The following is a 24983-nucleotide window of genomic DNA, read 5'->3' as shown; positions in this document are numbered from 1 at the left end:
GCGGATAGCTAATGAGTGGCAACTTCCTCGCTCTGGCTCAGCCAGGCGTGCAACAACTCTCGCCTTACGTTCCAGGCAAGCCGGTGGACGAATTGGCCCGTGAGCTGGATCTGGATCCGGCCAGCATCGTCAAGCTGGCAAGCAACGAAAACCCTTTGGGGGCGAGCCCCAAGGCGATGGAGGCGATCCGGAACGAGCTGGCCGAGCTGACCCGTTATCCCGACGGCAACGGTTTCGCCCTCAAAAGCCTGCTGGCCGAGCGCTGTGGCGTCGAACTGAACCAGGTCACCCTGGGTAACGGGTCCAATGACATTCTCGAACTGGTGGCGCGTGCCTACCTGGCGCCGGGCCTCAATGCCGTGTTCAGCGAACATGCGTTTGCGGTCTACCCGATCGCCACCCAGGCCGTCGGCGCCGACGCCCGTGTGGTCCCGGCCAAGGATTGGGGGCACGACCTGCCCGCCATGCTGGCGGCCATCGACGCCAACACGCGCGTAGTCTTCATTGCCAACCCAAACAATCCGACCGGCACCTGGTTCGACGCCCAGGCGTTGGACGACTTCCTGCAAGACGTGCCCGAGCATGTGCTGGTGGTGCTGGATGAGGCCTACATCGAATACGCTGAAGGCAGCGATTTGCCCGATGGCCTTGATTTTCTCGCGGCCTACCCGAACCTGCTGGTCTCGCGCACGTTCTCCAAGGCCTATGGCCTGGCGTCGCTGCGGGTTGGCTACGGCCTGTCCACCGCGGTGGTGGCCGATGTGCTCAACCGCGTGCGTCAGCCGTTCAACGTCAACAGCTTCGCCCTGGCCGCTGCCTGCGCTGCGCTTGGGGACGATGCCTACCTGGCCGAAAGTCGCCGCCTGAACGAGGCGGGCATGCAACAGTTGGAAGCCGGGTTCCGCGAGCTGGGCCTGAGCTGGATTCCATCGAAAGGCAACTTCATCTGCGTCGACCTCGGCCGTGTCGCAGCCCCGGTGTTCCAGGGCCTGTTGCGTGAGGGTGTGATCGTGCGTCCGGTGGCCAACTACAGCATGCCGAACCATTTGCGCGTCACCATTGGCCTGCCTGCGGAAAACAGCCGCTTCCTTGAGGCGTTGAGCAAGGTTCTGGCTCGTGGTTGATGTCACTTCACTGCAACCTGCTGCACCTATGATCGGTCGCCTGGTGGTGGTCGGTCTGGGGTTGATCGGCGGCTCGTTCGCCAAAGGCCTGCGCGAAAGCGGTCTGTGCCGTGAAGTGGTGGGTGTCGACCTGGATCCGCAGTCGCGCAAGCTGGCGGTGGAGCTGGGGGTGGTCGATCGCTGCGAGGACGACCTGGCGATCGCTTGCCAGGGCGCGGACGTGATCCAGTTGGCCGTGCCGATCCTGGCCATGGAGAAACTGCTGGTGCGCCTGGCGACCATGGACCTGGGGCAAGCGATTCTCACGGATGTCGGCAGTGCCAAGGGCAATGTCGTGCGGGCGGCCACCGAAGCTTTCGGCGGGATGCCGGCGCGCTTTGTGCCCGGTCATCCGATTGCCGGTTCCGAGCAGAGCGGGGTGGAAGCCTCCAACGCAGAGCTGTTTCGTCGCCACAAAGTGATACTGACGCCATTGGACCAGACCGATCCGGCTGCGCTGGCCGTGGTGGATCGCCTGTGGCGCGAGCTGGGCGCGGACGTCGAGCACATGCAGGTCGAGCGCCACGATGAAGTATTGGCCGCCACCAGTCATTTGCCGCACCTGCTGGCGTTCGGTCTGGTGGATTCATTGGCCAAACGCAATGAAAATCTCGAGATCTTCCGTTACGCTGCCGGCGGTTTCCGCGATTTCACGAGAATCGCCGGTAGCGACCCGGTCATGTGGCACGACATCTTCCTCGCCAACCGCGAAGCTGTCCTGCGCACACTCGATACATTTCGCAGCGACCTCGACGCCTTGCGCGACGCGGTCGATGCAGGGGACGGGCACCAATTGCTGGGCGTTTTCACACGCGCCAGGGTGGCCCGCGAGCATTTCAGTAAAATCCTGGCCCGTCGGGCCTATGTGGACGCTATGAACTCCAACGATCTGATTTTCCTGGCACAACCTGGTGGCTCCCTGAGTGGGCGTATTCGTGTACCGGGCGATAAATCGATTTCCCACCGTTCGATCATGCTCGGCTCCCTGGCCGAAGGCGTGACCGAAGTGGAAGGCTTTCTCGAAGGTGAAGACGCCCTGGCGACGCTGCAAGCGTTCCGCGACATGGGCGTGGTCATCGAAGGCCCGCACCACGGTCGCGTGACCATCCATGGTGTTGGCCTGCACGGCCTCAAGCCGGCCCCGGGCCCGATCTATCTGGGCAACTCCGGTACATCGATGCGCCTGCTGTCCGGCCTGCTGGCCGCTCAGGACTTCGACAGCACCCTGACCGGTGACGCTTCGCTGTCCAAGCGGCCGATGAATCGCGTGGCCAACCCCCTGCGGGAAATGGGCGCGGTGATCGAGACGGCGGCCGAAGGTCGTCCGCCAATGATCATTCGCGGTGGCAACAAGCTCAAGGGCCTGACCTACACCATGCCGATGGCCAGCGCCCAGGTGAAATCCTGCCTGCTGTTGGCCGGTCTCTATGCCGAAGGCAAGACCACTGTCACCGAGCCGGCCCCGACCCGCGACCACACCGAGCGCATGCTGCGCGGCTTCGGCTACCCGGTCACGGTCAACGGTGCCACGGCCTCCGTCGAGTCCGGCAGCAAACTGACCGCGACCCACATTGAAGTGCCGGGCGATATCTCGTCCTCGGCGTTCTTCCTGGTGGCCGCGTCGATTGCCGAAGGCTCTGATCTGGTGCTCGAGCATGTGGGCATCAACCCGACCCGTACCGGCGTGATCGACATCCTGCGGCTGATGGGCGCTGACATCACCCTGGAAAACCAGCGTGAAGTGGGCGGCGAGCCAGTTGCAGACCTGCGCGTACGAGCAGCTAAACTCAAGGGTATTGAGATTCCCGAAGCGCTGGTGCCGCTGGCCATCGACGAATTCCCGGTGCTGTTCGTGGCGGCGGCCTGTGCCGAAGGGCGCACCGTGCTGACCGGCGCCGAAGAGCTTCGGGTCAAGGAATCGGATCGTATCCAGGTGATGGCCGACGGCCTGATCGCGTTGGGCGTGAAATGCCAGCCGACGCCGGACGGCATCATCATCGATGGCGGCCAGATCGGCGGCGGCGAAGTCCATGGTCACGGTGATCATCGTATCGCCATGGCCTTCAGCGTTGCGTCTTTGCGCGCCAGTGCGCCGATCCGCATCCATGATTGCGCCAACGTCGCGACGTCGTTCCCGAACTTCCTGGCGCTGTGTGCCCAGGTCGGTATTCGAGTAGCACAAGAGGCACAGTCGTGAACATCAAGGCACCGGTCATCACCATCGATGGCCCAAGCGGTTCAGGCAAGGGCACCATCGCCGGAATACTGGCCAAGCAATTGGGCTGGAACCTGCTCGACTCGGGTGCCTTGTATCGCCTGCTGGCGTTCGCCGCCGCCAATCATGGCGTCGATCTGACCAACGAAGAGTTGCTCAAGGCCCTGGCTGCGCATCTGGACGTGCAGTTCATCGCGGCGACCGACGGTCAGTTGCAGCGCATCATTCTGGAGGGTGACGAAGTCAGCAACGTCATTCGTACCGAAAGCGTGGGTGCCGGGGCTTCCCAGGTCGCCGCGCTGCCGGCGGTGCGCGAGGCATTGCTGCAACGTCAGCGCGCGTTCCAGGAACCGCCAGGATTGGTGGCCGATGGGCGCGACATGGGTACCGTGGTGTTTCCCGATGCGCCGCTGAAGATTTTTCTCACCGCCAGCGCCGAGGAGAGGGCTCGTCGGCGATATTTGCAGTTGAAGGGCAAAGGTGAGGATGTTAGTCTGTCGAGTCTGCTAGATGAGATCCGTGCACGCGACGAGCGTGATACCCAGCGCGCAGTAGCCCCGCTCAAGCCGGCGGCTGACGCGATACAGCTGGATTCCACGGAGTTGTCCATCGATCAGGTGTTGCAACGCATCATGAGCGAGATCGCCATTCGCGATATCGCCGGGTGACCAGGAAGCTCCGCAGGGGACCAGTCATAGTCCTGCGGTGCTTCTTTTATATGAAACTAACCCACACCGTCTGGGGTGTGGAGGCGGGCGTATTCTTCGCCCTAATCAACAGGAATTAAAATGAGCGAAAGCTTTGCGGAACTCTTTGAAGAAAGCCTGAAAACCCTGAACCTTCAGGCAGGCTCCATCATCACCGGTGTTATCGTTGATATCGATTACCAAGCTCGCTGGGTAACCGTTCACGCTGGTCTGAAGTCTGAAGCACTCATCCCGCTTGAGCAGTTCTACAACGACGCTGGCGAACTGAACATCAACGTCGGTGACGAAGTTCACGTTGCGCTGGACTCGGTTGAAGATGGCTTCGGTGAAACCAAGCTGTCCCGTGAAAAAGCCAAGCGCGCTGAATGCTGGATCGTTCTGGAAGCGGCTTTCGCAGCTGAGGAAGTGGTCAAGGGCGTTATCAACGGTAAGGTTAAAGGCGGCTTCACTGTCGACGTTAACGGCATCCGTGCGTTCCTGCCAGGTTCCCTGGTTGACGTCCGTCCAGTGCGCGACACCACGCACCTGGAAGGCAAAGAGCTGGAATTCAAGGTCATCAAGCTGGACCAGAAGCGCAACAACGTTGTCGTTTCCCGTCGCAGTGTCCTGGAAGCCGAGAACTCCGCCGAGCGTGAAGCTCTGCTGGAATCGCTGCAGGAAGGCCAGCAGGTCAAGGGTATCGTCAAGAACCTCACCGATTACGGCGCATTCGTCGATCTGGGTGGCGTCGATGGCCTGCTGCACATCACCGACATGGCCTGGAAGCGTATCAAGCATCCTTCGGAAATCGTCAACGTTGGCGACGAGATCGATGTCAAGGTTCTGAAGTACGATCGCGAGCGCAATCGTGTTTCCCTGGGCCTCAAGCAACTGGGTGAAGATCCATGGGTTGCTATCAAAGCCCGTTACCCAGAAAGCACCCGCGTCACCGCTCGTGTTACCAACCTCACTGACTACGGCTGCTTCGCTGAGCTGGAAGAAGGCGTTGAAGGTCTGGTACACGTTTCCGAAATGGACTGGACCAACAAGAACATCCACCCTTCGAAAGTCGTACAAGTCGGCGACGAAGTGGAAGTCATGGTTCTGGACATCGACGAAGAGCGTCGTCGTATCTCCCTGGGCATCAAGCAGTGCAAATCTAACCCATGGGAAGATTTCTCTGGCCAGTTCAACAAGGGCGATAAAATCTCCGGCACCATCAAGTCGATCACCGATTTCGGTATCTTCATTGGTCTGGACGGCGGCATCGACGGTCTGGTTCACCTGTCCGACATCTCCTGGAACGAAGTGGGCGAAGAAGCCGTACGCCGCTTCAAGAAGGGCGACGAGCTGGACACCGTTATCCTGTCGGTTGACCCAGAGCGCGAGCGCATCTCCCTGGGCATCAAGCAACTGGAAAGCGATCCGTTCTCCGAGTACGTTCAAGAGAACGATAAAGGCGCAATCGTTAAGGGCATCGTGAAAGAAGTTGACGCTAAAGGCGCCATCATCACCCTGGCCGACGATATCGAAGCGACTCTGAAAGCCTCCGAAATCAGCCGTGACCGCGTTGAAGACGCGCGCAACGTTCTGAAAGAAGGCGAAGAAGTAGAAGCCAAGATCATCAGCGTTGACCGCAAGAGCCGCGTAATCCAGCTCTCCATCAAGTCGAAAGACGATGCTGAAGAGAAAGAAGCAATCCAGAGCCTGCGCGACAAGCCAGCCACCTCTGACATTGCTGCTGGTCCTACCACTCTGGGCGACCTGCTGCGTGCACAGATGGAAAAGCAGAACTGAGTTCTGTCAGACCATAGAAAAAGGGCGACTTCGGTCGCCCTTTTTTGTGGGCGCGATTCGGGAAAACCTGGCCTGTTCGTAAGTCAGCTCCCTGTCTTGCTCAGGAGTGAAACCAATCCTGCAACCAAACTGTCTCTTTCTTTAAGCAGATCAATCACCTATTCAGGGCTAGACTGCGGATGCCCTAGTCTCCCCGGGCCAGTGTGGGAGCGAGCCTGCTCGCGATAGCGCCAGGTCAGACACCACCCAGTCGGGTGCTGAACATTCAAGGAGATTAATGAACAGGCTCATCCTGGTATTCGCGGTATTGGCCTTGGCAGGTTGCACCACAAGCGCCAAGACCCATGCTATGCGTGGCGTCAGTGGCATCGAGGTCGACTGTTCCGGTCTGGGGTCAGGCTGGGAAAAATGCCATAAGCGCGCGGCGAAGGAGTGCAAGGGCGCAGGGTACAAAGTCATTACTCGCTCCGATGATGCCAAGGATGAAGATCAATACCCTTTCGGCTTCAATCCAGCGGGTTATCTGACCCGCACGATGTTGGTCATTTGTCGCTGAATGCCCTCAAGTGCAACGCCTGTGCAGAAACGGGGCAAATACGACAGGGTGAAGATATGTCAAGACTTGGGCTGTTCAAATTCCTCCGGTCATGCTAAAACCTTTTCAAGCGATTTTCCTAGCTGCTTGAAAAAGAAGGGAAAAATATGACGAAGTCGGAGTTGATCGAACGAATTGTCACCCATCAAGGGCTGCTCTCATCCAAAGATGTGGAGCTGGCCATCAAGACCATGCTTGAGCAAATGTCCCAGTGCCTTGCCACGGGTGATCGAATTGAGATCCGTGGGTTTGGCAGTTTCTCCCTGCACTACCGCGCCCCGCGGGTAGGCCGCAATCCTAAAACCGGTCAGTCCGTGAGCCTTGACGGCAAGTTCGTGCCTCATTTCAAGCCGGGTAAGGAACTCAGGGATCGTGTCAATGAGGAGGAGGGGGATGAGCTGTAAGGAGGCGTCTATGCAAGGGGGAATTCATGCGCAGCTTTAAACGTCTTGCTCTTGTCGTGCTCGTGTTGCTTGTGGCCGCAGTCATTGTCCTGTTTGTGCTTGAGAATACCCAGCCTGTCGCATTGTTGTTCCTGGGCTGGCCGACGCCGCAGGTTCCTGTTTCGGTTTTCGTGCTGTTGGCGTTTCTCGCTGGTATGATGTTGGGCCCGTTACTCGCGTGGTTCATGGGCCTGCGCCGACGGTTTAAATAATGGATGTGTGAGCCCGGAAATCTTTGTGTAAAGGATCACTGTCTACAACTTTTTTCTGGCTTTTGGGTGCGTTTTGATCGTATTTAATCTAACTCAGTTTACTGCGGTATCTGCCGAAGGCCTGATCGTTTTGCCTTTTAGCGCGTCCAGTTTGTGTGCGGGCGCCATGTCAAAAAAAGGACACGAGGCCTCAGATGCAAAATAATCAAGTCGAAACCCATCGCTCTGATGAGATTGACCTTATCGCCCTCGCGCAGGGGCTTTGGTCCCAAAAATGGCTGATCCTCGGTGTGACTCTTTTAGTCACGGTAGGTGCGGCTGCGTATGCGTTTCTCAGCAAGCCGGTCTATGAGTCCAAGCTTTTCATCATGCCGCCGACGCAGAACGATATAGCCGAGCTCAATTATGGTCGTGGGAAAAGCACTGAGCTAGAACCTTATTCGATCAAGTATGTTTATGACGTTTTTGCCAGAAACCTTCAAGGCGAGTCCCTGCGTCAGAAGTTCTTCAATGAGATTTATCTTCCCTCCCTCGATGAGTCTCAGCGACAGGGTGCGCTCGACCGTTTGTACGCGCGTTTTTCCCGGGAACTGGTGATCAAAGGGCCGGGAAAAGATACGCCAGATCGCTTTTCGGTGGCCGTTCAAGGTGGGGACCCTGCTCAGGCCACCGAATGGGCAAAGATCTACGTCCAACAGGCCAGTGAGGTTGCCGAGTCGGAACTGGTCAAGAACGTGACCACAGAAGCATCGGTAAATGCGCGTAACCTTGAGCAGCAAATTGTGAGCTTGCGCGAGACTGCGCAGCGAGTTCGCGAGGACCGGATTCAGCAGTTGCGGGAGGCGTTGCAGATTGCTGAAGCGATCGGTTTGACTTCGCCGATAATCAACTCTTCTGCAGCGGTGGATATCACGGTAGATACCGGCGATAAAATGGATTACCAGCGGGGTAGCAAAGCACTGGCGGCGGAAATCAATGCGCTGGAGTCCAGGTCTTCTGATGATGCATTTATCACTGATTTACGGCCGCTTCAGATGCAGTACGGTTTTTATCGTAAGTTGAATGTTGATCCTGAAAGGATTTCGGTTTATCGGCAGGATGGTAGTGTTGAGGTGCCGGAGAGTCCGATAAAGCCTAGAAAAACAGTAATCTTGATATTGGCTGTTTTCGCTGGCTTGGTGATGGGTACTTTTATCGCTCTAATTAAGCTTGGCTTCGATCGGAAGAAACGTGAAGACGAGTTAGCCTGAGTGTATATGCCGTCGATCATGCTGCCGACGGCCTAAAATTATTTTTAATATTGAGAAGCGTTATCTTCTACGGCTGCCCAAATCACGCCCGATCCGGGAGGCTCGATCGTCCCCCGGTACGGTTTGGTTGGACGCGTAAACTCGTCATATCATTCAGTTCCATCAAGCTATGCCTGAAAAATCCTAAATGATGTGCAAGGACGAAAGCACAAAGCTCTGTTCCGGCGGGTCTAAGGATCGAATGCGGATAGGAAGTCCGCTATGAGGGCCTGGGAGTAGGTGTCCGGTCAAGCCTCGACATGATTTTTTTCATCCAGTATCTGCGTTTCTTTAGGTGTCAGCGTAGGATCGGCTTGTCCGCTTCAAAAATTCGAATAGATCACACCAATTTATGATAAAAAAGCGTATTGCAAAAAATACCAGACGTGAAGGGCATGCGGTTAGCCTAAGGACGTCAGCGTTTTTCAGTACCAGCTACTGATTTTCAACGTTTTAAACTATTTATCATGTGGGCTTCGATTATGCGTCAGCTGGAAGAAATCAAATTAGCCATTATTGGTCTGGGTTATGTTGGCTTGCCTTTAGCTGTTGAGTTTGGAAAGCGTCGTACTGTTATTGGATTTGATATTAACCAGCGACGGATTCATGCTTTAGCGGCTGGCCATGATTCTACACTTGAGGTGTCGGATGATGAGCTAAAACAAGCTATTTCCTTGAGCTATACTTCGAGGTTGGATGAAGTTGAGCAATGTAATGTTTTTATCGTTACGGTTCCAACTCCCATTGATCAATACAAACAACCCGATCTGACACCCTTAATAAAAGCTTCGGAAAGTATTGGTAAGGTTCTGAAGAGGGGCGATATAGTAATTTATGAGTCGACTGTTTATCCGGGTGCGACTGAAGAAGATTGTGTCCCTGTGCTTGAAAAAGTATCGGGTCTAAAATTCAACGTCGATTTCTTCGCTGGATATAGTCCTGAAAGAATTAATCCCGGTGACAAAGAACATCGCGTAACTACCATTAAGAAAGTTACATCAGGCTCCACGCCCGAAGTCGCCGTGCTTGTTGATGCATTATATAATCAGATAATTACTGCTGGTACCTACCAGGCAAGTAGCATCAAGGTAGCGGAGGCGGCAAAGGTCATTGAGAATACGCAGCGTGATCTCAATATAGCATTGATCAATGAGTTGGCTATCATTTTCAATAGGATGGGAATCGACACAGAGGAGGTTCTAAAGGCAGCAGGTACGAAATGGAACTTTCTACCATTTCGACCAGGCTTGGTCGGTGGGCACTGTATAGGGGTTGATCCGTATTATCTTACTCATAAGGCCCAAGCTATAGGTTACCATCCTGAAATTATCCTGGCTGGTCGTCGTTTGAACGATAGCATGAGCGCTTATGTGGCTTCGCAACTGATAAAAGCCATGCTCAAACGACGTATTCATGTGGATGGTGCTCGTGTACTTGTTATGGGACTGACATTTAAGGAGAACTGTCCGGATCTGCGTAACACTAAAGTGGTGGATATCGTGCGCGAATTGACTGACTACAATGTAAACGTAGACGTCTATGATCCCTGGGTTGTCGCCGAGGAAGCGCAACACGAGTATGGACTTACCCCTATATCTGAACCAAGTATTGGAGCCTACGATGGTATTATTTTGGCCGTAGCACACGATCAATTCAGGGCCATGGGCCCCGCGAATATACGTCTTTTAGGGAAGAAGACGCATATTCTTTACGATCTTAAATATCTTCTGAATGCCGCGGAAACGGATCTGAGACTTTAAGTCAAGGCGTAATGGAACAGCCTTGTACCCAAACTCAACCTTGAAGGAAGATACCTATGACGCGCTATGAGACTTTGCTGAAAACGTTGCCTAATGACGCTAAAACCTGGCTTATTACCGGTATTGCAGGCTTCATCGGCTCAAATCTACTGGAAACCTTACTCAAGCTTGATCAACGAGTAGTGGGTTTGGATAATTTTTCCACCGGTCACCAACGAAATCTGGATGAAGTCCGGCAATCAGTAAGCAAAGAGCAGTGGTCGCGCTTGGTTTTCATTGAGGCGGATATCCGTAATCTGGAGGATTGTCACCGGGCATGCGTAGGTGTTGATTATGTATTGCATCAAGCTGCTCTTGGATCGGTGCCGCGCTCTATCAATGATCCAATTACGTCGAATGAAACCAACATTGGTGGTTTTCTCAATATGTTAGTCGCTGCTCGTGATGCGAAGGTGAGCAGCTTTACCTACGCCGCGAGCAGTTCCACATACGGAGATCATCCAGGCTTGCCAAAGGTCGAAGATTTAATTGGCAAACCATTATCCCCATATGCCGTTACCAAGTACGTCAATGAGTTGTATGCGGATGTATTTTTTCGTTGTTATGAATTTGGCACAATTGGTCTGCGCTATTTTAATGTATTTGGTAAGCGCCAAGATCCGAATGGTGCCTATGCAGCGGTGATCCCTAAATGGACCGGTGCGATGATAAACGACGAAGATGTGTTCATGAATGGTGATGGGGAAACAAGTCGCGATTTTTGTTTTATTGATAATGCAGTTCAAGCAAATCTCTTGGCGGCAACTGCAAAGGTAGATGCAAAAAATGAAATATATAATGTTGCCCTGGGAGATAGGACAAGTCTTAATGAGTTGTTTTCTTATCTTACCGAGACGCTGAGAGATAATGGTGTTCACTATTTGAAAGAACCGATATATCGGGACTTCCGTGAGGGCGATGTGCGCCATTCACAGGCAGATATTAGTAAGGCACGCAAATATCTTGATTACCAGCCGCTTTATAATATTAGGTCAGGAATTTCCCAGGCGATGCCTTGGTATATCAAACTGTATAAATCAAAGCCTTGAACGGTTAAACACCGAATATGCGGAGGTGTATTTAATGAGCTCTAATAGCTCCTGTGTTTGGTGGCTGGCTAATTAGAGAGATTCGATGATGGATAAAGGTACGATAATTTATATAGGTGGCTTCGAGCTTCCGGATAAAAATGCTGCTGCACATCGAGTTCTAGCGAACGGAAAAATCTTTCGGGAACTGGGATACAATGTGATTTTCATCGGCGTGAACAGCTCCAGCAGATCGGGTACAGGGTTAAAGAGAGCAGATTTTTCTGGCTTCGAATGTTGGAGTGTTCCGTACCCTAAGGGAAGCCTCGCTTGGTTAAAGTATATATCAGGGGCTTCAGATATACTGGGACTTTTGAGGCAGCAGCGACAACTCACAAGAGTTGTAGGCGTTGTTTGCTATAATTATCCAGCGATTGCCCAGTTGCGTATAAAAAAAATATGCAGGGAAGCAAATATAAAAATAATGGCTGATGCTACGGAATGGTACGACGCAAGTGCTGGAAGTCTATTTTATCGGATTGTAAAGTGTATTGATACCTCGTTGCGTATGCATTGGGTTCATAAGGCTACAGATGGCGTTATTACCACAAGCCGGTATCTGACTGATTATTATAGTGAGCAAGGAAAGATAACTGTAGAGCTTCCTACTCTGTTTGATGTGAGAAAATTTAATTCACCATTGATAAGGGATAACAGCACGAAGATAAAATTCATTTATGTGGGCTCTCCTTTCGATGCAGGCCGCGTGAACAAAGAGCGGACTAATTTAAAAGAGCGGTTAGATGTTTGCATCGAAGTGTTTTTTGAGCTTCATAGGTCGGGTGAAGATTTTAGTTTCGATATTTACGGGCTCACTGCGAACGAATATCTTCAGGTGTTTCCGGAGCATGCGGGAATGTTGCAGGAAATGGTCGGATGCACTTCGTTCAAGGGTAGGCAGCCTAATGAAATTATACTGAGGCACATCGCATGCAGCGATTTCAGTATTTTCTTTCGAGATAAGACTCGTGTTACCTTGGCTGGTTTTCCATCAAAGTTGGCTGAGTCAATCAGCTGTGGCACGCCGGTGATATCCAATACCATGGTCAGTCTGCTGAGTTACGAGGGAACTGCTGGTCTCTTCCTGGCCAAGCGGGGGGAGGAACTAGAGTTGGTCAGGAAGTTAATAAAAAGTACTCCAAGTGACATTAATTTTATAAAACAGCATGCTTATTCTTCTCGTGTATTTGATTATAGAAATTATACTCTGAAAGTTGCCCAGTTCTTGGATAAGGTGGGGGTCTGATGTGAATGCTTTTAGATTGTTAAAGATTTTCACGGCGCCTATTAATATGCTGCATGCCGCTTTATATCCTGTGTCATATGCTAAAAAAATAGGGGTCCAAGTAAAGGGTCGGTTGATGATATATGGCTCTAGTTATGAAATGTTTAGTACCGAACCATATTTAGTTACTCTCGGTGATAACGTGTTCATCAGTATAAAGGCAAAGTTCGTTTGTCATGACGGGTCCACTCTCCCATTTAGAAAAGACATACCAGATCTGGAGTTGGCGGGCGAGATTAACGTTGGTAATAACGTTTTTATTGGTATGGGGGCACTGATTCTCCCCAATGTTCGTGTCGGAAATGATTGCATTGTCGGCGCAAATGCTGTGGTAACAAAAGATGTCGCTGATGGAACTATTGTCGCAGGCAATCCTGCTCGCGTAGTCAGTTCAACTAAGGATTTTTTGGAGCGGGCACAAACGAAATCCTTAAAAATCGGGGATTTAGTAGGGAAGGAAAAAGTGCAAGCGTATAAAAAGATTTTTAAAAAAATATGAAGATTCTAAGCTATAGATACTTGCCATTAAATTTGTATGTTGCTTACTCCTTATTTGTGCTGTTTTGTCTCCTCGTTGGGCCTGTTGAGTACAGGGGGATGGATTACCTTGTCTTAGTTCCGTTTGTGCTGGGGATGTTGTTTTTATTTTTTATTGGGTATGTTTTGGGCTCTCGCGGGGATTATCGAATTGGTCGGGATTTATTGGATGGGCGTGCGCTTTCCTACCGGCGACTAAGTTACTTGGTAAATGCTCTATTGGTTCTCGGTGTGCTCAGTTCGTTCATTCAACTTTATGTGTTTCTCTCTTCTGGTGGGGAGTTGAGTTTAAATAGTATTGGTGATAATTATGTTGCTGGCTATAAGGGCTATGAGCGAGGGCAAGCCAATGTTGATCTGATATATATTCTAAATATTCTTGAGCAAGCGCTCACTTTGTTTTTGATCTTGATTTGTTTCTACTATTTTTCCGTCATGAGGAAAGTACCACGTTGTGCATTTCTATTTGTTGTTGTGACGTATTTGCTCGTTAATGTCATAGGGAGTGGGAAGCAGAAGTATTTGGGCGATATAATAATCTTTACTTTTTTTTGTATGATGATAAATTTCGCCGCCAAGCAAGTTAAACTCAAAGCGTGGATATTTTTACTGGGTGGCGGGGCAGCTACTATTGTATTTTTAATGTTTATCGAGATCCTTCGACAGCGCTATCAAGCTGCGGGTATCACGTTGGATAACATCTACGAGAAAACGCATCCTTTAATATCGTGGGATGAAAGTTCTTGGATATTCAGCTGGGTAAGCTTTGATTATGGACTTGCCTTGGGAATATTCTTGGGCTATTTCACCAATGGCTTGTACGGGCTATATCTAAGTTTAACGTTGCCCTTTGAATGGACGTACTTTGTCGGAAATTCATATTCATTGGGAAGGATTGTGGAGATTGTTGTCTCCGAAAATGGCTCCGTTCTTGAACACACCTACCCATATCGTGTGGGGCAGGAGTATGGTTGGGGGTTCGATAAATGGCATTCATTGTTTGCTTGGATGGCGTCAGATATTAGTTTTGCTGGTGTGCTTCTAATAACACCTATTTTTGCATTTTGTTATGCAAGACTTTGGATGCAAGCCGTTCAAGCCAGTAATCCATTTGCAGGTCCATTGTTTATTTATCTTTCCATGGGGCTAATATTTAGTTATGCCAATAATCAAATAATGCACGGCTTGGCGGGCGTGATTGTACTCTTTTCGCTCCTTGTGGGGTGGTTGTTTTTTTATAATAAAAAAGTATCGATCGCATCAAGTGATCAGGCGTCTGGCCACGGTGATCCCTCATGAGTCGATACCGAAGCGTTGTCGTGATACTGGGGCTAGTAGTTTTAGGTAAAGCCACCGGTTTTCTAAAGGATTTAATATTTACGTTCTATTATGGTGTATCGAGTATTACAGATGCTTATTTTTTGGCTAATTCGATTTCATCTGTTATTTATATGGCTATTTACTCTGCCATACCAGTTTTGATCGTCCCATTGTATTCGCGTCTTATGGCTTCTGGTTGCCAAAAGAGTGTCAATGCTGGACTCTCTTCTGGGATCGCTTTCTTTTTTATTATTTCTTTCTGTATCACCTTTTTTGTATTTGGCTGCGCACATTTGTTGGTCACTGCTTTTTCGGGTGATGTGAATGAGCAAGTCAGGGACCTTGCGTCCGTCTTCCTTGCTATAATGGCGTTGACTTTCGTCTTGTCGACGCTCGTTTCTCTGTTTAATTCTATGCAATCAGTCAACGGTCTCGTCATCCCTAGCTATATTGTTCCCGTGGTAAATAATGTTGTTTTTTGTGGAGGGTTATACTTCTATAATTCTGCTGAGGATTTCCATCTGGTTCTTGTTCTTGGGGTGATTGCCTGGTTTTTTTTAGTTCTCACTAATTTTTATATTGCGCGAAAGTACTTCATATTCGAAATGCAGTCAGCGTTTGCTTTCTTTAAGGATAAAAACTTTATATTTATTTTTCTACCGGCTGTTTTGTCATTTTATATAGAGCAAGTTAACGGATTTGTCGGTGTGTATTTTGCTACGGAGCTAGGGCTGGGGGCAATATCGGTATTTGCTTATGCAAACAAATTGAATCTGATTTTTCTGTCAGTGTTTTTGGTTTTTCTAACCGCTTCATTGTTCCCTCGTATCGCCGCGGTGGCAGCACGAAACGATCAGGTCGAACTGTTGCACTATCTTACCTCTTGCCTCCGCATTGTCATTATCTGTTCATTTCCTATAGTGCTTTACATGAGTTTTTACTCTCATGAAATTGTAGATATTCTTTTTCAGCGTGGAAAATTTATGGATGACGATGTAACAAAGGTTGCGTCAATATTTTCTATTGTTCTACTTGCTCTGCCTTTATGTTTAATCAGAGATATCATGAATCGGGTGTTTTTTTCTCACGGTAATACGCTCACGCCGGTATTTCTATCGCTATTTGCGCTGACCATTAATTTTTCAATTTGCTTAGTGTTTTATAAAAAATATGGCTTGGTGGCGCTGGCAGTGGCTGTTGTAGTGTCGACAGTTTTTAATTGTATTGTCGCTATTTACCTAGTGCAAAAAAGCGCGCCTTCTGTTCTTTTTGTTTCAGGTCTGAAGGTGCTGATGATTTGCGGCATTGGTGGTGCCATCGCCTATAGTGTTCTCAGTTGGCTTAATGGCATGTTTGCTACGTATTGGTTGGTTATTTTTATTCCGTTTATTTTTGTTTATTTTGTCTGCCTTCAGATCATGCGCGTCCACGAGATTGGAGTTGTCACGACTCATTTGAGAAATTTATTCTCTAGGGGAGCGTGACAATGGTATATAGTTTGAGTTAAGCACTTTGGCGGATGGTGATATCGTCCGGGCTTCGAAGTCTAAGATTGGAGGTTAATTATGCGTATACTAGTCCTTGGTGCTTCTGGAATGTTGGGTAGTTCTGTGCTCAATGTATTCTGCGAGGATAGCTCTTATGAAGCATGGGGAACGCTTCGTAGTGAGTCTTCGAAGCGTTTCTTTAAAAAGGAACGTCATTCAAGGCTTATTTCGGGTATTGATGTGTTGGATCAGGACGCGTTGGTTCGCGTGCTAGAAGAAGTAAAGCCAGATGCGGTAATCAATTGTGTCGGGCTTATCAAACAGCTTGCTCATGCACACGACCCGCTTTCTACACTGCCAGTAAATGCGATGTTCCCCCATCGGCTTGCTCAGCTGTGCTCGCTTATGCAGGCTCGTTTAGTTCATATTAGCACCGACTGCGTTTTTTCCGGTCGGAAGGGTATGTATAGAGAGTCTGATCTATCGGATGCTGAGGATTTGTATGGCAAATCTAAATTTATAGGTGAGCTTCATAATCGACTCAACGCAATCACATTGCGAACCTCAATTATTGGTCACGAGTTGAATAGTCATCTTGCACTCGTGGAATGGTTTCTAGCTCAAAAAGGCCCTGTCAAAGGATACTCGAAAGCGATATTTAGCGGATTACCAACAGTGGAGTTAGCCTTGATTATAAAGGACTATGTAATAAAGAACCCGCAGCTCCATGGTTTGTACCATGTAGCGGCTTCTCCGGTTAGTAAACTGGACCTGTTACGGCTGGTTTCTGCTCGCTATGGTAAGAACATCCAGATCCTTCCCGACGAAAATGTCGTGATTGACCGCTCTCTCAATGAAGAGCGTTTTCGTGTCGCCACTGGTTATATTGCACCCGCATGGCCAGAGCTGATTAAAAAAATGTATGATGACAATAAACGTGGTGCTCTGTAAGGTTCATATAGAGTGGTTTTGCTGGTTGTAGCTATGTGTTGTAATCACAGGTGAATGTCTGGCACTAGTCGATTTGAGAAATTTTCTATACTATTGGTGATTATATGTTCGACGATAAGATTCTCATGATAACCGGGGGGACCGGTTCTTTTGGTAATACTGTACTTAAGCGTTTTCTTAATACAGGTGTTCGTGAAATACGTATTTTTAGTCGTGATGAGAAGAAGCAAGAGGATATGCGTATTGCTTTGTCAAATGATAAAGTAAAGTTTTATATTGGCGACGTCCGAGATTATCAAAGTTTGGTCCAAGCGATGACAGGCGTTGATTATATTTTTCATGCGGCAGCGTTAAAGCAAGTTCCCTCCTGCGAGTTTTATCCGATGGAAGCGGTTAAGACCAATATTAATGGGACTGAGAATGTTTTGAATGCAGCTATTAGCTGCGGCGTGAAACGTGTCGTTGTGCTCAGCACAGACAAGGCTGTATATCCCATCAACGCAATGGGTATTTCCAAGGCAATGGCTGAAAAGTTGGTGGTTGCCAAATCTCGAATGATTCCAGATCAAGGTACGGTGATTTGTGCTACACGTTATGGAAACGTGATGGCCTCACGCGGATCGGTTATTCCATTGTTTGTAGGTCAACTCAAAGAGGGGGAGCCCCTAACGGTTACCGATCCAGAGATGACTCGATTTCTTATGTCGCTAGAGGATTCCGTGGACCTTGTTTTGCATGCTTTCGAGCATGGACAGCAGGGAGATATATTTATTCAAAAAGCCCCTGCGTCCACTGTTGGAGATCTAGCTGTTGCTCTAAAGGAGCTGCTTGGCAGTAATTCTCCAATAAAGGTTATCGGAACTCGGCATGGAGAGAAACTTTATGAGTCTCTTGTGTCGAGAGAGGAGATGGCCAAATCGGAGGATATGGGGCGTTACTATCGAATTCCTGCGGATAATCGGGACCTTAATTACAAAAAATACTTTGTTGAGGGCGAGCAGAAAATTTCCGAGCAAGACGATTATACGTCTCATAATACTCAGCGGCTTGACGTCAGTGGCGTAAAAGAAGTGTTGCTGAAGCTTGACTATATCCGGGAGGTACTAAATGCTTAAAGTTATGACGCTCGTTGGTACTCGTCCCGAGCTAATAAAAATGAGTCGGGTCATTGCTGAGCTGGATAAGCAGGTGACTCACGTACTTGTTCATTCAGGGCAAAATTATGACTATGAGTTGAATCAAGTTTTTTTTGATGAGCTCGGAATCCGCAAGCCGGATCATTTTTTGGGTGCAGTAGGGAATACGGTTGCCCAGACGATTGCGGAGATTATTAGTAAGGCTGATGAGATTTTCGAGTTAGAGAAACCGGACGCTGTTCTCCTCTATGGAGATACCAATACCTGTTTGGCAGTTATAGCAGCTAAGCGACGAAAAATTCCAGTCTTTCATATGGAAGCCGGCAATCGTTGTTTCGATCAGCGGGTGCCTGAAGAGCTAAATCGCAAGGTTTTGGACCACCTTAGTGATATCAATATGGTGCTCACCGAGCATGCGCGACGGTATCTTATTGCTGAGGGTATACGGCCGGAGACCATTATAAAGACTGGATCTCATATGGCTGAGGTTTTAGATTTTTATCTGCCTAAAATTCGCCAGTCTGATGTGCTGAGCCGTATGTCTTTGGACGAAGATAAGTTTTTTATCGTTAGCGCACATCGAGAGGAGAATGTTGATAGCCCGGAAAATCTTAGGGATCTGATCGACACTCTTAATGCCTTAGCTGATCATTATAAGTATCCGATAATAGTCTCTACGCACCCTCGTACCCGAAAGCGTCTTGAAGCTTGTGGTATTGCAATGGATCATCCACTGATACAGTTCATGAAGCCATTCGGTTTGCTGGATTACATAAAACTGCAGATGTCTGCATTTTGCGTGCTTTCAGACAGCGGGACTATTACAGAAGAGGCCTCTCTGTTGAACTTGCCCGCTATCACCATTCGAAATGCTCATGAGCGGCCTGAAGGGATGGATGAAGGAACATTGATAATGAGCGGTTTGAAAGTTGAACGCGTGCTGGAAGCGGTAAGGATTGTTACCAATCAACATAACCGTAACCACCAGATGATTCCGGTTGTAAAGGATTATCAGGGAGGGCCTGTGTCTATCCAGGTTGTGCGTATAGTATTGAGTTATGTTGATTATATTAACCGAACTGTATGGGGCAAGGCCTAGATGGGGTGCGGGGTCTTTGGGCATTATTTTTTTGACATCGACATATATGGAGCGTATTGAATGTTTCCAATCTGGCTCGGTGCTCGCTGATGACACCTACTTTTCTCATGATTGTCAACGATCCTGCTTTTTTCATTTCGCACCGCTTGGCCGTTGCCGAGGGAGCTAGAAAAGCTGGTTATAGGGTCCATGTTGCGACCATGGATGGCGGTGCGGTGAGGGCAATTGAGGACAACGGGTTTGTTCACCACATTTTACCTCTAACCCGTAGTGGGCGTAATCCATTTCGTGAACTGGCAGCACTATTCTCTGTTTGGCGTTTACTGTGGCGCATCAGGCCAAACTTGTTGCATTTAGTCACCATAAAGCCTGTTGTTTATGGGGGAATCGCTGCTCGATTGGCGCCAGTCGGAGGTGTCGTCGCAGCTGTATCAGGACTAGGTTTTGTATTTCTTGTACGCGGTTTCAAGGCATCTTTATTACGTAAAATGATCGGTTTTTTTTATTGGCTGGCATTGGGTAAAAAAAATCTTCGTGTCATTTTTCAGAACTCGGATGACCGTGAGCTATTGATAAGTTTGGGGGTGTTGGATCCTGCGAAAGCTGAACTGATTCGAGGTTCCGGTGTGGATATGAGCCTCTATTCTTTTCGTCCTGAGCCCCATACGTCATCCCCTGTAGTCTGTCTTGCTGCTCGCCTTCTGCGAGACAAGGGGGTGCTGGAGTTTGTTGAGGCTGCGCGAATCCTTCAAGAGAGAGGAGTCAAGGCTCGATTTCAATTAATTGGAGCCATTGACCCTGGGAACCCTGCCACTATCACTGAAGCTGAAATCGCTGCTTGGCGAGACGAAGGGTTAATCGAGATATTGGGTTACCGCAACGACATATCTGCACTGTTTGCCGAAGCCCACGTTGTGACCTTACCTTCCTATCGGGAGGGGCTTCCGAAGGTCCTGGTTGAAGCGGCGGCTTCTGGTCGCGCGGTTGTCACGACGGATGTACCCGGTTGTCGTGATGCGATTGATCCGAATGTTACGGGCTTGCTGGTTCCCGTATGCAACGCCGTTGCGTTAGCCGATGGACTACAGCTGTTGATCGATGATGCAAGCTTGCGGCAACGTATGGGGGCCGCAGGACGCGCATTGGCCGAAAGTGAATTCAACTTGGAAAAAATAGTGCAACAGCACCTGAAAATTTATTCAAAGCTTGAGCGAACTTTTGATCATGAGTGAAAAAATTCTTGTTACTGGCGCTACCGGTTTTGTCGGCTCCGCTTTGGTGGAACGGCTTTTATCCTGTCAGGAAAAACAGGTCGTCGCGCTCGTTCGGCAAAAGGAGGTGAGTTTTCCTACTGAGGTTTTAGTTTCGGTAGTTTCGGAGAAAGGCGAGTTTGCGGAACTATCCTTTGATGACGTGAAATCAATTGTTCATTGCGCGGCGCGTGTTCATATAATGAATGATCGCTCAGTAAATCCCTTGGCTGATTTTCGCGAAGTAAATGTGAAGTTTACCTTGGACTTGGCGCGTAGGGCTGCTGAAGCTGGGGTGAAGCGTTTTGTTTTTCTCAGTTCGATCAAAGTCAATGGTGAGGAAACGTCCCCGGGTTTTCCTTTCCAAGCGGATGATATTCCTGCCCCCGTGGACCCTTACGGTTGTTCAAAAATGGAGGCTGAACAAGGGTTAAGGCGTATTTCAGAGGAGCTAGGGATTGAGGTAGTAATTATTCGTCCTGTACTGGTTTACGGTCCCGGTGTAAAGGCAAATTTTCGTAGCATGATGAATTGGTTAGATAAGGGCTTTCCTTTACCGTTTGGCGCCATCCAGAATAAGCGTAGCTTGGTGTCTTTGGATAATCTGGTCGACTTGATTATTACCTGCTTGGATCATCCCGGCGCGGCTAATCAGATATTTATGGTCAGTGATGGTGAAGATGTATCCACTACCGATTTGTTAATCAAGATGGGTAACGCGTTGGGGAAGCCGGCTAGGCTAATACCGATACCCTCTATGTTTATTAATGTAGGCGCTGTTTTGTCGGGGCGCAGAGATCTAGCGCGACGGCTCAATGGCTCTCTTCAGGTTGATATTCAGAAGACTCGTAAATTGCTTGATTGGAGCCCTATTGAAAGCCTTGATGAGGGGTTAGTAAAGGTGGCGAAAGATTTTAGATCAGGTTCCAATTAGGCTGGGTGCTATAGTCTGGCGAATGGCTGACGAATGGGGTTTTTGATGACATTGCTGCTTTGGTTGATGTTTGCTGTTGTTTTTATGGCATTCTTTTTAACTTGGATATTACGACGCTATGCATTGAGCCGCAGCTTGATTGATGTCCCCAATGCTAGAAGCTCGCACTCGTTACCGACTCCCCGCGGGGGAGGGTTGGCGATTGTGTTAAGTTTTCTGGTAACCGTGACTTTCTTAGCTGTGGGAGGTGAGCTGACATGGAATTTTGCGTGCGCCTTGCTGGGAGCGGGAGCAATGGTCGCGATATTAGGTTTTCTTGATGATCATGGTCATATCGCAGCTCGCTGGCGTCTTTTGGGGCACTTTTTTGCCGCTGCCTGGGCATTATTTTGGATAGGAGGGCTGCCAACGATTAGCTTGGCCAACATCACAGTGAGTTTTGGGTGGGTAGGTCACGTCTTGGCCGCGTTTTATCTGGTCTGGATGCTCAATCTCTATAATTTCATGGATGGTATCGACGGTATCGCGAGCGTGGAGGCCATTTGTGCCTGCTTCGGAGCCTCCCTGTTGTACTGGCTGGCCGGTTTTGACACCTTATTGGTCGCTCCCTTGGTACTAGCAATGGCCGTAGCCGGCTTTCTTTATTGGAACTTCCCTCCCGCAAGAATTTTCATGGGGGATGCAGGCAGCGGCTTCCTTGGCATCATCCTTGGGTTACTCTCATTACAAGCTGCTTGGTTCTCTTCAAAGCTGCTTTGGGTATGGTTGATCCTGCTTGGAGTCTTTATTGTTGATGCTTCAGTCACGTTGATACGACGTCTGTTGCGAGGGGATAAAGTTTATGAGGCTCACCGTAGCCACGCCTATCAGTTTGCGTCGCGTCAGTATGGCCAGCATCTACCCGTGACGCTGGCGGTGGCTGCGATTAACCTGTTCTGGTTGCTACCGCTTGCGGCGTGTGTCGTGTTGTGGAATGTGGATGGCGCATTGGTTTTGGTAGTGGCCTATGTGCCGTTGGTTCTGCTGGCTATCAGGTTTCATGCGGGTGAGTTTGAGGCGGTCTGATTCCAAGGCTGTGTTCGTACGTTTTGTATCAGATGTCCAATGGTCGTTAAGATAACCGCAGGCATCAGGAATGGATTGGTTTTAGGAGCTGGTCAAGGTGCGTAAAGGGTTTATGGATAAATTAAGAATAGCCTTGCTTGGCTTGCCAAGACGTCACAAACGGGCAATCCAGGTGGCCACAGATGTGGTTCTGGTTTGGGTCGCCCTATGGTTGGCATTCGTCGTTCGACTCGGTGTCGACGCCTTGGCGAGCCCGATCGAAACGCATCTTTGGCTTTTCGCATCTGCTCCGCTGATCGCTATCCCGATTTTCATCCGCTTTGGCATGTACCGCGCCGTCATGCGTTATTTCGGCAATGACGCGCTGATCACTATCTGCAAGGCAGTCAGTCTCTCTGCCTTGCTGTTGGCTCTCTTGGTATATTGGTACAGCAACCATAAAAACGTGGTCCCACGCTCCATCATCTTCAACTATTGGTGGCTCAGCCTGATCATGATCGGCGGTTTGCGCCTCATGATGCGTCAATACTTTCTGGGAGACTGGTTCACCGCAGCCCAGCATGTCCCCTTCACCAACCGTGACGATGGTTTGCCCAAAGTCGCTATTTATGGTGCTGGTGCCGCGGGTAACCAACTCGTCGCGGCATTGCGTATGGGGCGGGTAATGCGTCCGGTCGCGTTCATCGATGATGATCGCAGCATTGCAGACCGGGTGATCGCCGGGCTTCAGGTCTACCAACCGAAACACATTCAAAAAATGATCGATGCGACCGGCGCGCAAGAGATTTTGTTGGCGATCCCGTCTTCGTCACGAGGTCGTCGTCGTGAAATATTGACGTTGCTGGAAGGCTTCCCGCTGCATGTGCGCAGTGTGCCCGGCTTCATGGATCTGGCGAGTGGCCGGGTCAAGGTCGATGACATCCAGGAAGTGGACATTGCGGATCTTCTTGGGCGCGATCCTGTGCCTGCACAAGCTGACTTGCTTGAGCATTGCATCGCCGGACAGTCGGTTTTGGTAACAGGGGCGGGAGGTTCAATCGGTTCTGAGCTTTGTCGGCAAATCGTAGCGCTCAAACCCACTACGCTGCTGCTATTCGAGCATAGTGAGTTCAATCTCTACAGTATTCTGTCTGAACTTGAGCCGAGAATCGCTCGGGAATCGTTGTCTGTTCGCTTGCTGCCTATCCTGGGTTCGGTGCGCGATCAGCACAAGTTGCTGGACGTGATGAAGACCTGGAATGTCGATACGGTCTATCACGCCGCCGCTTATAAGCATGTGCCCATGGTTGAGCACAATATTGCCGAAGGTGTCTTGAACAACGTGATCGGGACGTTGAACACTGCGCAAGCCGCGTTGCAGGCGGGCGTCTCGAATTTTGTATTGATTTCCACCGACAAAGCCGTGCGCCCCACCAACGTGATGGGCAGCACCAAGCGCCTTGCAGAACTGACCTTGCAGGCCCTGAGCCGCGAACTGGCGCCAGTGCTGTTCGGCGATAAGGCCAATGTCTCGCGAGTTAATAAAACCCGCTTCACCATGGTCCGGTTCGGAAATGTACTGGGCTCGTCAGGGTCGGTTATTCCGCTGTTCCATAAGCAGATCAAGTCCGGCGGCCCGTTAACCGTTACACATCCCAAGATCACGCGTTATTTCATGACCATTCCCGAGGCCGCGCAGTTGGTGATTCAGGCCGGTTCCATGGGCTTGGGTGGGGATGTGTTTGTACTGGACATGGGCGAACCGGTGAAGATTGTCGAGCTGGCGGAGAAGATGATTCACCTGTCTGGTTTGAGTGTTCGTTCGGAAAAGAACCCTCATGGCGACATTTCAGTCGAGTTCACGGGGCTGCGTCCTGGCGAGAAGCTTTACGAGGAGTTACTGATTGGCGATAACGTCGTCGCCACCTCGCACCCTATGATCATGAGTGCCAACGAAGATCACCTGCCCTGGGATGTGCTCAAGGCCCGGCTGGCGGAGCTGCTGGCTGCCATCGAACACGATGACTACGCCAGAGTCCGTCAGTTGCTGCGCGATACCGTCAGTGGCTACGCCCCGGACGGCGAGATCGTCGACTGGATCTACCAGCAACGTCGCCTGGAACCTTGATTGTTACACACCCTGTAACGTACACACTTTTGACAGCCCCCCATCATCGCCTAAGTTTGAGGAGCAGCTTCGGAAAAGCTGCTTCTCTCTTAACGATGTCATGGAGCGTCACTTATGCGTACAGGCTATTTCTACTCTCTGGTTTTTGCCCTTCTGACCAGTGCCTCGATAGCTGTTATCGCTGCGCCCGCAGTCAAGCCCGAGACGACGGCTGCGCCGCAGGCACTGGAACTTTCAGCTAAACCGCAAGGCGCCAAGGTGGATCTGAACGTGGCGGACGCCGCGATGCTGCAACGCGAGCTGGCGGGGATAGGCAAGGCCAAGGCAGATGCGATTGTTGCGTATCGTGAGAGTAATGGAGCCTTCTCTTCGGTGGATGAGTTGCTGGAGGTCAAGGGGATTGGCAAGGCGATTCTCGACAGGAATCGTGACAAGCTGGAAGTGAACTGAGGTGTGATGGTGAAAGAGGCCGGTCGAATATGACTGGCCTTTTTGCGTTTTGGCCCAATGCCACCTAAAACGATG

22 protein-coding genes are annotated in these 24983 nt (G+C 50.1%); all 22 read left to right on the top strand.

Going from position 1 to position 24983, the window contains the following annotated elements; all coding sequences use genetic code 11:
* Nucleotides 1–11: 11 nt before the first annotated feature.
* The 22 genes from hisC (at nt 12) to MA884_RS16075 (ending at nt 24908) form a co-directional block, all read left to right on the top strand.
* Complete coding sequence (gene hisC / locus MA884_RS16180) at nt 12–1124, top strand: histidinol-phosphate transaminase (protein WP_256231452.1); 1113 nt, start codon at nt 12–14, stop codon at nt 1122–1124.
* Nucleotides 1125–1152: 28 nt separating this feature from the next.
* Entirely contained in the window at nt 1153–3360 is a 2208-nt protein-coding gene (locus MA884_RS16175) for a bifunctional prephenate dehydrogenase/3-phosphoshikimate 1-carboxyvinyltransferase (RefSeq protein WP_256231504.1), read from the top strand.
* Nucleotides 3357–4046, top strand: coding sequence for a (d)CMP kinase (cmk, locus tag MA884_RS16170; RefSeq protein ID WP_047226311.1), 690 nt, complete (start codon nt 3357–3359; stop codon nt 4044–4046). Before MA884_RS16175 ends, cmk begins: the two co-directional genes overlap by 4 nt.
* Before the next feature lie 120 nt (nt 4047–4166).
* Nucleotides 4167–5861, top strand: coding sequence for a 30S ribosomal protein S1 (gene rpsA / locus MA884_RS16165; RefSeq protein ID WP_014337228.1), 1695 nt, complete (start codon nt 4167–4169; stop codon nt 5859–5861).
* A gap of 277 nt (nt 5862–6138) precedes the next feature.
* Nucleotides 6139–6417, top strand: a complete 279-nt coding sequence (locus tag MA884_RS16160; RefSeq protein ID WP_256231451.1) for a hypothetical protein — start codon at nt 6139–6141, stop codon at nt 6415–6417.
* Nucleotides 6418–6563: 146 nt separating this feature from the next.
* On the top strand, nt 6564–6860 hold the full coding sequence (gene ihfB / locus MA884_RS16155; RefSeq protein WP_003199243.1) for an integration host factor subunit beta: 297 nt from the start codon (nt 6564–6566) through the stop codon (nt 6858–6860).
* A 26-nt stretch (nt 6861–6886) separates the two neighbouring features.
* Entirely contained in the window at nt 6887–7111 is a 225-nt protein-coding gene (locus tag MA884_RS16150) for a LapA family protein (RefSeq protein WP_256231450.1), read from the top strand.
* A gap of 194 nt (nt 7112–7305) precedes the next feature.
* The gene (locus MA884_RS16145; RefSeq protein WP_256231449.1) at nt 7306–8361 is read left to right on the top strand and encodes an LPS O-antigen chain length determinant protein WzzB; all 1056 of its coding nucleotides are present in this window, start codon (nt 7306–7308) and stop codon (nt 8359–8361) included.
* A 521-nt stretch (nt 8362–8882) separates the two neighbouring features.
* A complete protein-coding gene (tviB, locus tag MA884_RS16140; RefSeq protein ID WP_256231448.1) occupies nt 8883–10160 on the top strand; it encodes a Vi polysaccharide biosynthesis UDP-N-acetylglucosamine C-6 dehydrogenase TviB in 1278 nt (425 codons plus the stop codon).
* A 56-nt stretch (nt 10161–10216) separates the two neighbouring features.
* Nucleotides 10217–11248 carry an NAD-dependent epimerase/dehydratase family protein gene (locus MA884_RS16135; protein WP_256231447.1) on the top strand — a complete coding sequence of 344 codons (1032 nt, stop codon included), beginning with the start codon at nt 10217–10219 and terminating at the stop codon, nt 11246–11248.
* Nucleotides 11249–11336: 88 nt separating this feature from the next.
* Nucleotides 11337–12533, top strand: a complete 1197-nt coding sequence (locus MA884_RS16130) for a hypothetical protein (RefSeq protein ID WP_256231446.1) — start codon at nt 11337–11339, stop codon at nt 12531–12533.
* 1 nt (nt 12534) lies between these two features.
* Entirely contained in the window at nt 12535–13071 is a 537-nt protein-coding gene (locus tag MA884_RS16125) for an acyltransferase (RefSeq protein WP_256231445.1), read from the top strand.
* A gap of 98 nt (nt 13072–13169) precedes the next feature.
* Entirely contained in the window at nt 13170–14408 is a 1239-nt protein-coding gene (locus tag MA884_RS16120) for a hypothetical protein (RefSeq protein WP_256231444.1), read from the top strand.
* The gene (gene murJ, locus MA884_RS16115) at nt 14405–15913 is read left to right on the top strand and encodes a murein biosynthesis integral membrane protein MurJ (protein WP_256231443.1); all 1509 of its coding nucleotides are present in this window, start codon (nt 14405–14407) and stop codon (nt 15911–15913) included. The genes MA884_RS16120 and murJ overlap by 4 nt, the downstream gene beginning before the upstream one ends.
* Before the next feature lie 81 nt (nt 15914–15994).
* Nucleotides 15995–16867 (top strand): SDR family oxidoreductase, encoded by an 873-nt coding sequence (locus tag MA884_RS16110; protein ID WP_256231442.1) that lies wholly within the window; start codon nt 15995–15997, stop codon nt 16865–16867.
* 104 nt (nt 16868–16971) lie between these two features.
* Nucleotides 16972–17982 carry a nucleoside-diphosphate sugar epimerase/dehydratase gene (locus tag MA884_RS16105; protein ID WP_256231441.1) on the top strand — a complete coding sequence of 337 codons (1011 nt, stop codon included), beginning with the start codon at nt 16972–16974 and terminating at the stop codon, nt 17980–17982.
* Nucleotides 17975–19102: a non-hydrolyzing UDP-N-acetylglucosamine 2-epimerase gene (gene wecB / locus MA884_RS16100; RefSeq protein WP_256231440.1), complete on the top strand. Its 1128-nt coding sequence runs from the start codon at nt 17975–17977 to the stop codon at nt 19100–19102. Before MA884_RS16105 ends, wecB begins: the two co-directional genes overlap by 8 nt.
* A gap of 89 nt (nt 19103–19191) precedes the next feature.
* Nucleotides 19192–20334: a glycosyltransferase family 4 protein gene (locus MA884_RS16095; RefSeq protein ID WP_256231439.1), complete on the top strand. Its 1143-nt coding sequence runs from the start codon at nt 19192–19194 to the stop codon at nt 20332–20334.
* Nucleotides 20327–21286, top strand: a complete 960-nt coding sequence (locus MA884_RS16090) for an SDR family oxidoreductase (protein WP_256231438.1) — start codon at nt 20327–20329, stop codon at nt 21284–21286. Before MA884_RS16095 ends, MA884_RS16090 begins: the two co-directional genes overlap by 8 nt.
* Nucleotides 21287–21331: 45 nt before the next feature.
* On the top strand, nt 21332–22351 hold the full coding sequence (locus tag MA884_RS16085) for a glycosyltransferase family 4 protein (protein WP_256231437.1): 1020 nt from the start codon (nt 21332–21334) through the stop codon (nt 22349–22351).
* A gap of 112 nt (nt 22352–22463) precedes the next feature.
* Nucleotides 22464–24458, top strand: a complete 1995-nt coding sequence (locus MA884_RS16080) for a nucleoside-diphosphate sugar epimerase/dehydratase (RefSeq protein WP_256231503.1) — start codon at nt 22464–22466, stop codon at nt 24456–24458.
* 114 nt (nt 24459–24572) lie between these two features.
* Nucleotides 24573–24908, top strand: a complete 336-nt coding sequence (locus MA884_RS16075) for a helix-hairpin-helix domain-containing protein (protein ID WP_256231436.1) — start codon at nt 24573–24575, stop codon at nt 24906–24908.
* Nucleotides 24909–24983: the final 75 nt, after the last annotated feature.

Source organism: Pseudomonas sp. Q11 (assembly GCF_024494355.1).
Classification (GTDB): domain Bacteria; phylum Pseudomonadota; class Gammaproteobacteria; order Pseudomonadales; family Pseudomonadaceae; genus Aquipseudomonas; species Aquipseudomonas hefeiensis.
The sequence above is the reverse complement of the archived record's forward strand: the minus strand, read 5'-3'. Positions and strand labels throughout refer to the sequence as shown.

Excerpts from the sequence above, each read along its gene's own strand:
- hisC (WP_256231452.1), top strand. The coding sequence starts at position 12 with ATGAGTGGCAACTTCCTCGCTCTGGCTCAGCCAGGCGTGCAACAACTC.
- MA884_RS16175 (WP_256231504.1), top strand. The coding sequence starts at position 1,153 with ATGATCGGTCGCCTGGTGGTGGTCGGTCTGGGGTTGATCGGCGGCTCG.
- rpsA (WP_014337228.1), top strand. The coding sequence starts at position 4,167 with ATGAGCGAAAGCTTTGCGGAACTCTTTGAAGAAAGCCTGAAAACCCTG.
- MA884_RS16160 (WP_256231451.1), top strand. The coding sequence starts at position 6,139 with ATGAACAGGCTCATCCTGGTATTCGCGGTATTGGCCTTGGCAGGTTGC.
- ihfB (WP_003199243.1), top strand. The coding sequence starts at position 6,564 with ATGACGAAGTCGGAGTTGATCGAACGAATTGTCACCCATCAAGGGCTG.
- MA884_RS16150 (WP_256231450.1), top strand. The coding sequence starts at position 6,887 with ATGCGCAGCTTTAAACGTCTTGCTCTTGTCGTGCTCGTGTTGCTTGTG.
- MA884_RS16145 (WP_256231449.1), top strand. The coding sequence starts at position 7,306 with ATGCAAAATAATCAAGTCGAAACCCATCGCTCTGATGAGATTGACCTT.
- tviB (WP_256231448.1), top strand. The coding sequence starts at position 8,883 with ATGCGTCAGCTGGAAGAAATCAAATTAGCCATTATTGGTCTGGGTTAT.
- MA884_RS16135 (WP_256231447.1), top strand. The coding sequence starts at position 10,217 with ATGACGCGCTATGAGACTTTGCTGAAAACGTTGCCTAATGACGCTAAA.
- MA884_RS16130 (WP_256231446.1), top strand. The coding sequence starts at position 11,337 with ATGGATAAAGGTACGATAATTTATATAGGTGGCTTCGAGCTTCCGGAT.
- MA884_RS16120 (WP_256231444.1), top strand. The coding sequence starts at position 13,170 with ATGGATTACCTTGTCTTAGTTCCGTTTGTGCTGGGGATGTTGTTTTTA.
- murJ (WP_256231443.1), top strand. The coding sequence starts at position 14,405 with ATGAGTCGATACCGAAGCGTTGTCGTGATACTGGGGCTAGTAGTTTTA.
- MA884_RS16110 (WP_256231442.1), top strand. The coding sequence starts at position 15,995 with ATGCGTATACTAGTCCTTGGTGCTTCTGGAATGTTGGGTAGTTCTGTG.
- MA884_RS16105 (WP_256231441.1), top strand. The coding sequence starts at position 16,972 with ATGTTCGACGATAAGATTCTCATGATAACCGGGGGGACCGGTTCTTTT.
- wecB (WP_256231440.1), top strand. The coding sequence starts at position 17,975 with ATGCTTAAAGTTATGACGCTCGTTGGTACTCGTCCCGAGCTAATAAAA.
- MA884_RS16095 (WP_256231439.1), top strand. The coding sequence starts at position 19,192 with ATGACACCTACTTTTCTCATGATTGTCAACGATCCTGCTTTTTTCATT.
- MA884_RS16090 (WP_256231438.1), top strand. The coding sequence starts at position 20,327 with ATGAGTGAAAAAATTCTTGTTACTGGCGCTACCGGTTTTGTCGGCTCC.
- MA884_RS16085 (WP_256231437.1), top strand. The coding sequence starts at position 21,332 with ATGACATTGCTGCTTTGGTTGATGTTTGCTGTTGTTTTTATGGCATTC.
- MA884_RS16080 (WP_256231503.1), top strand. The coding sequence starts at position 22,464 with ATGGATAAATTAAGAATAGCCTTGCTTGGCTTGCCAAGACGTCACAAA.
- MA884_RS16075 (WP_256231436.1), top strand. The coding sequence starts at position 24,573 with ATGCGTACAGGCTATTTCTACTCTCTGGTTTTTGCCCTTCTGACCAGT.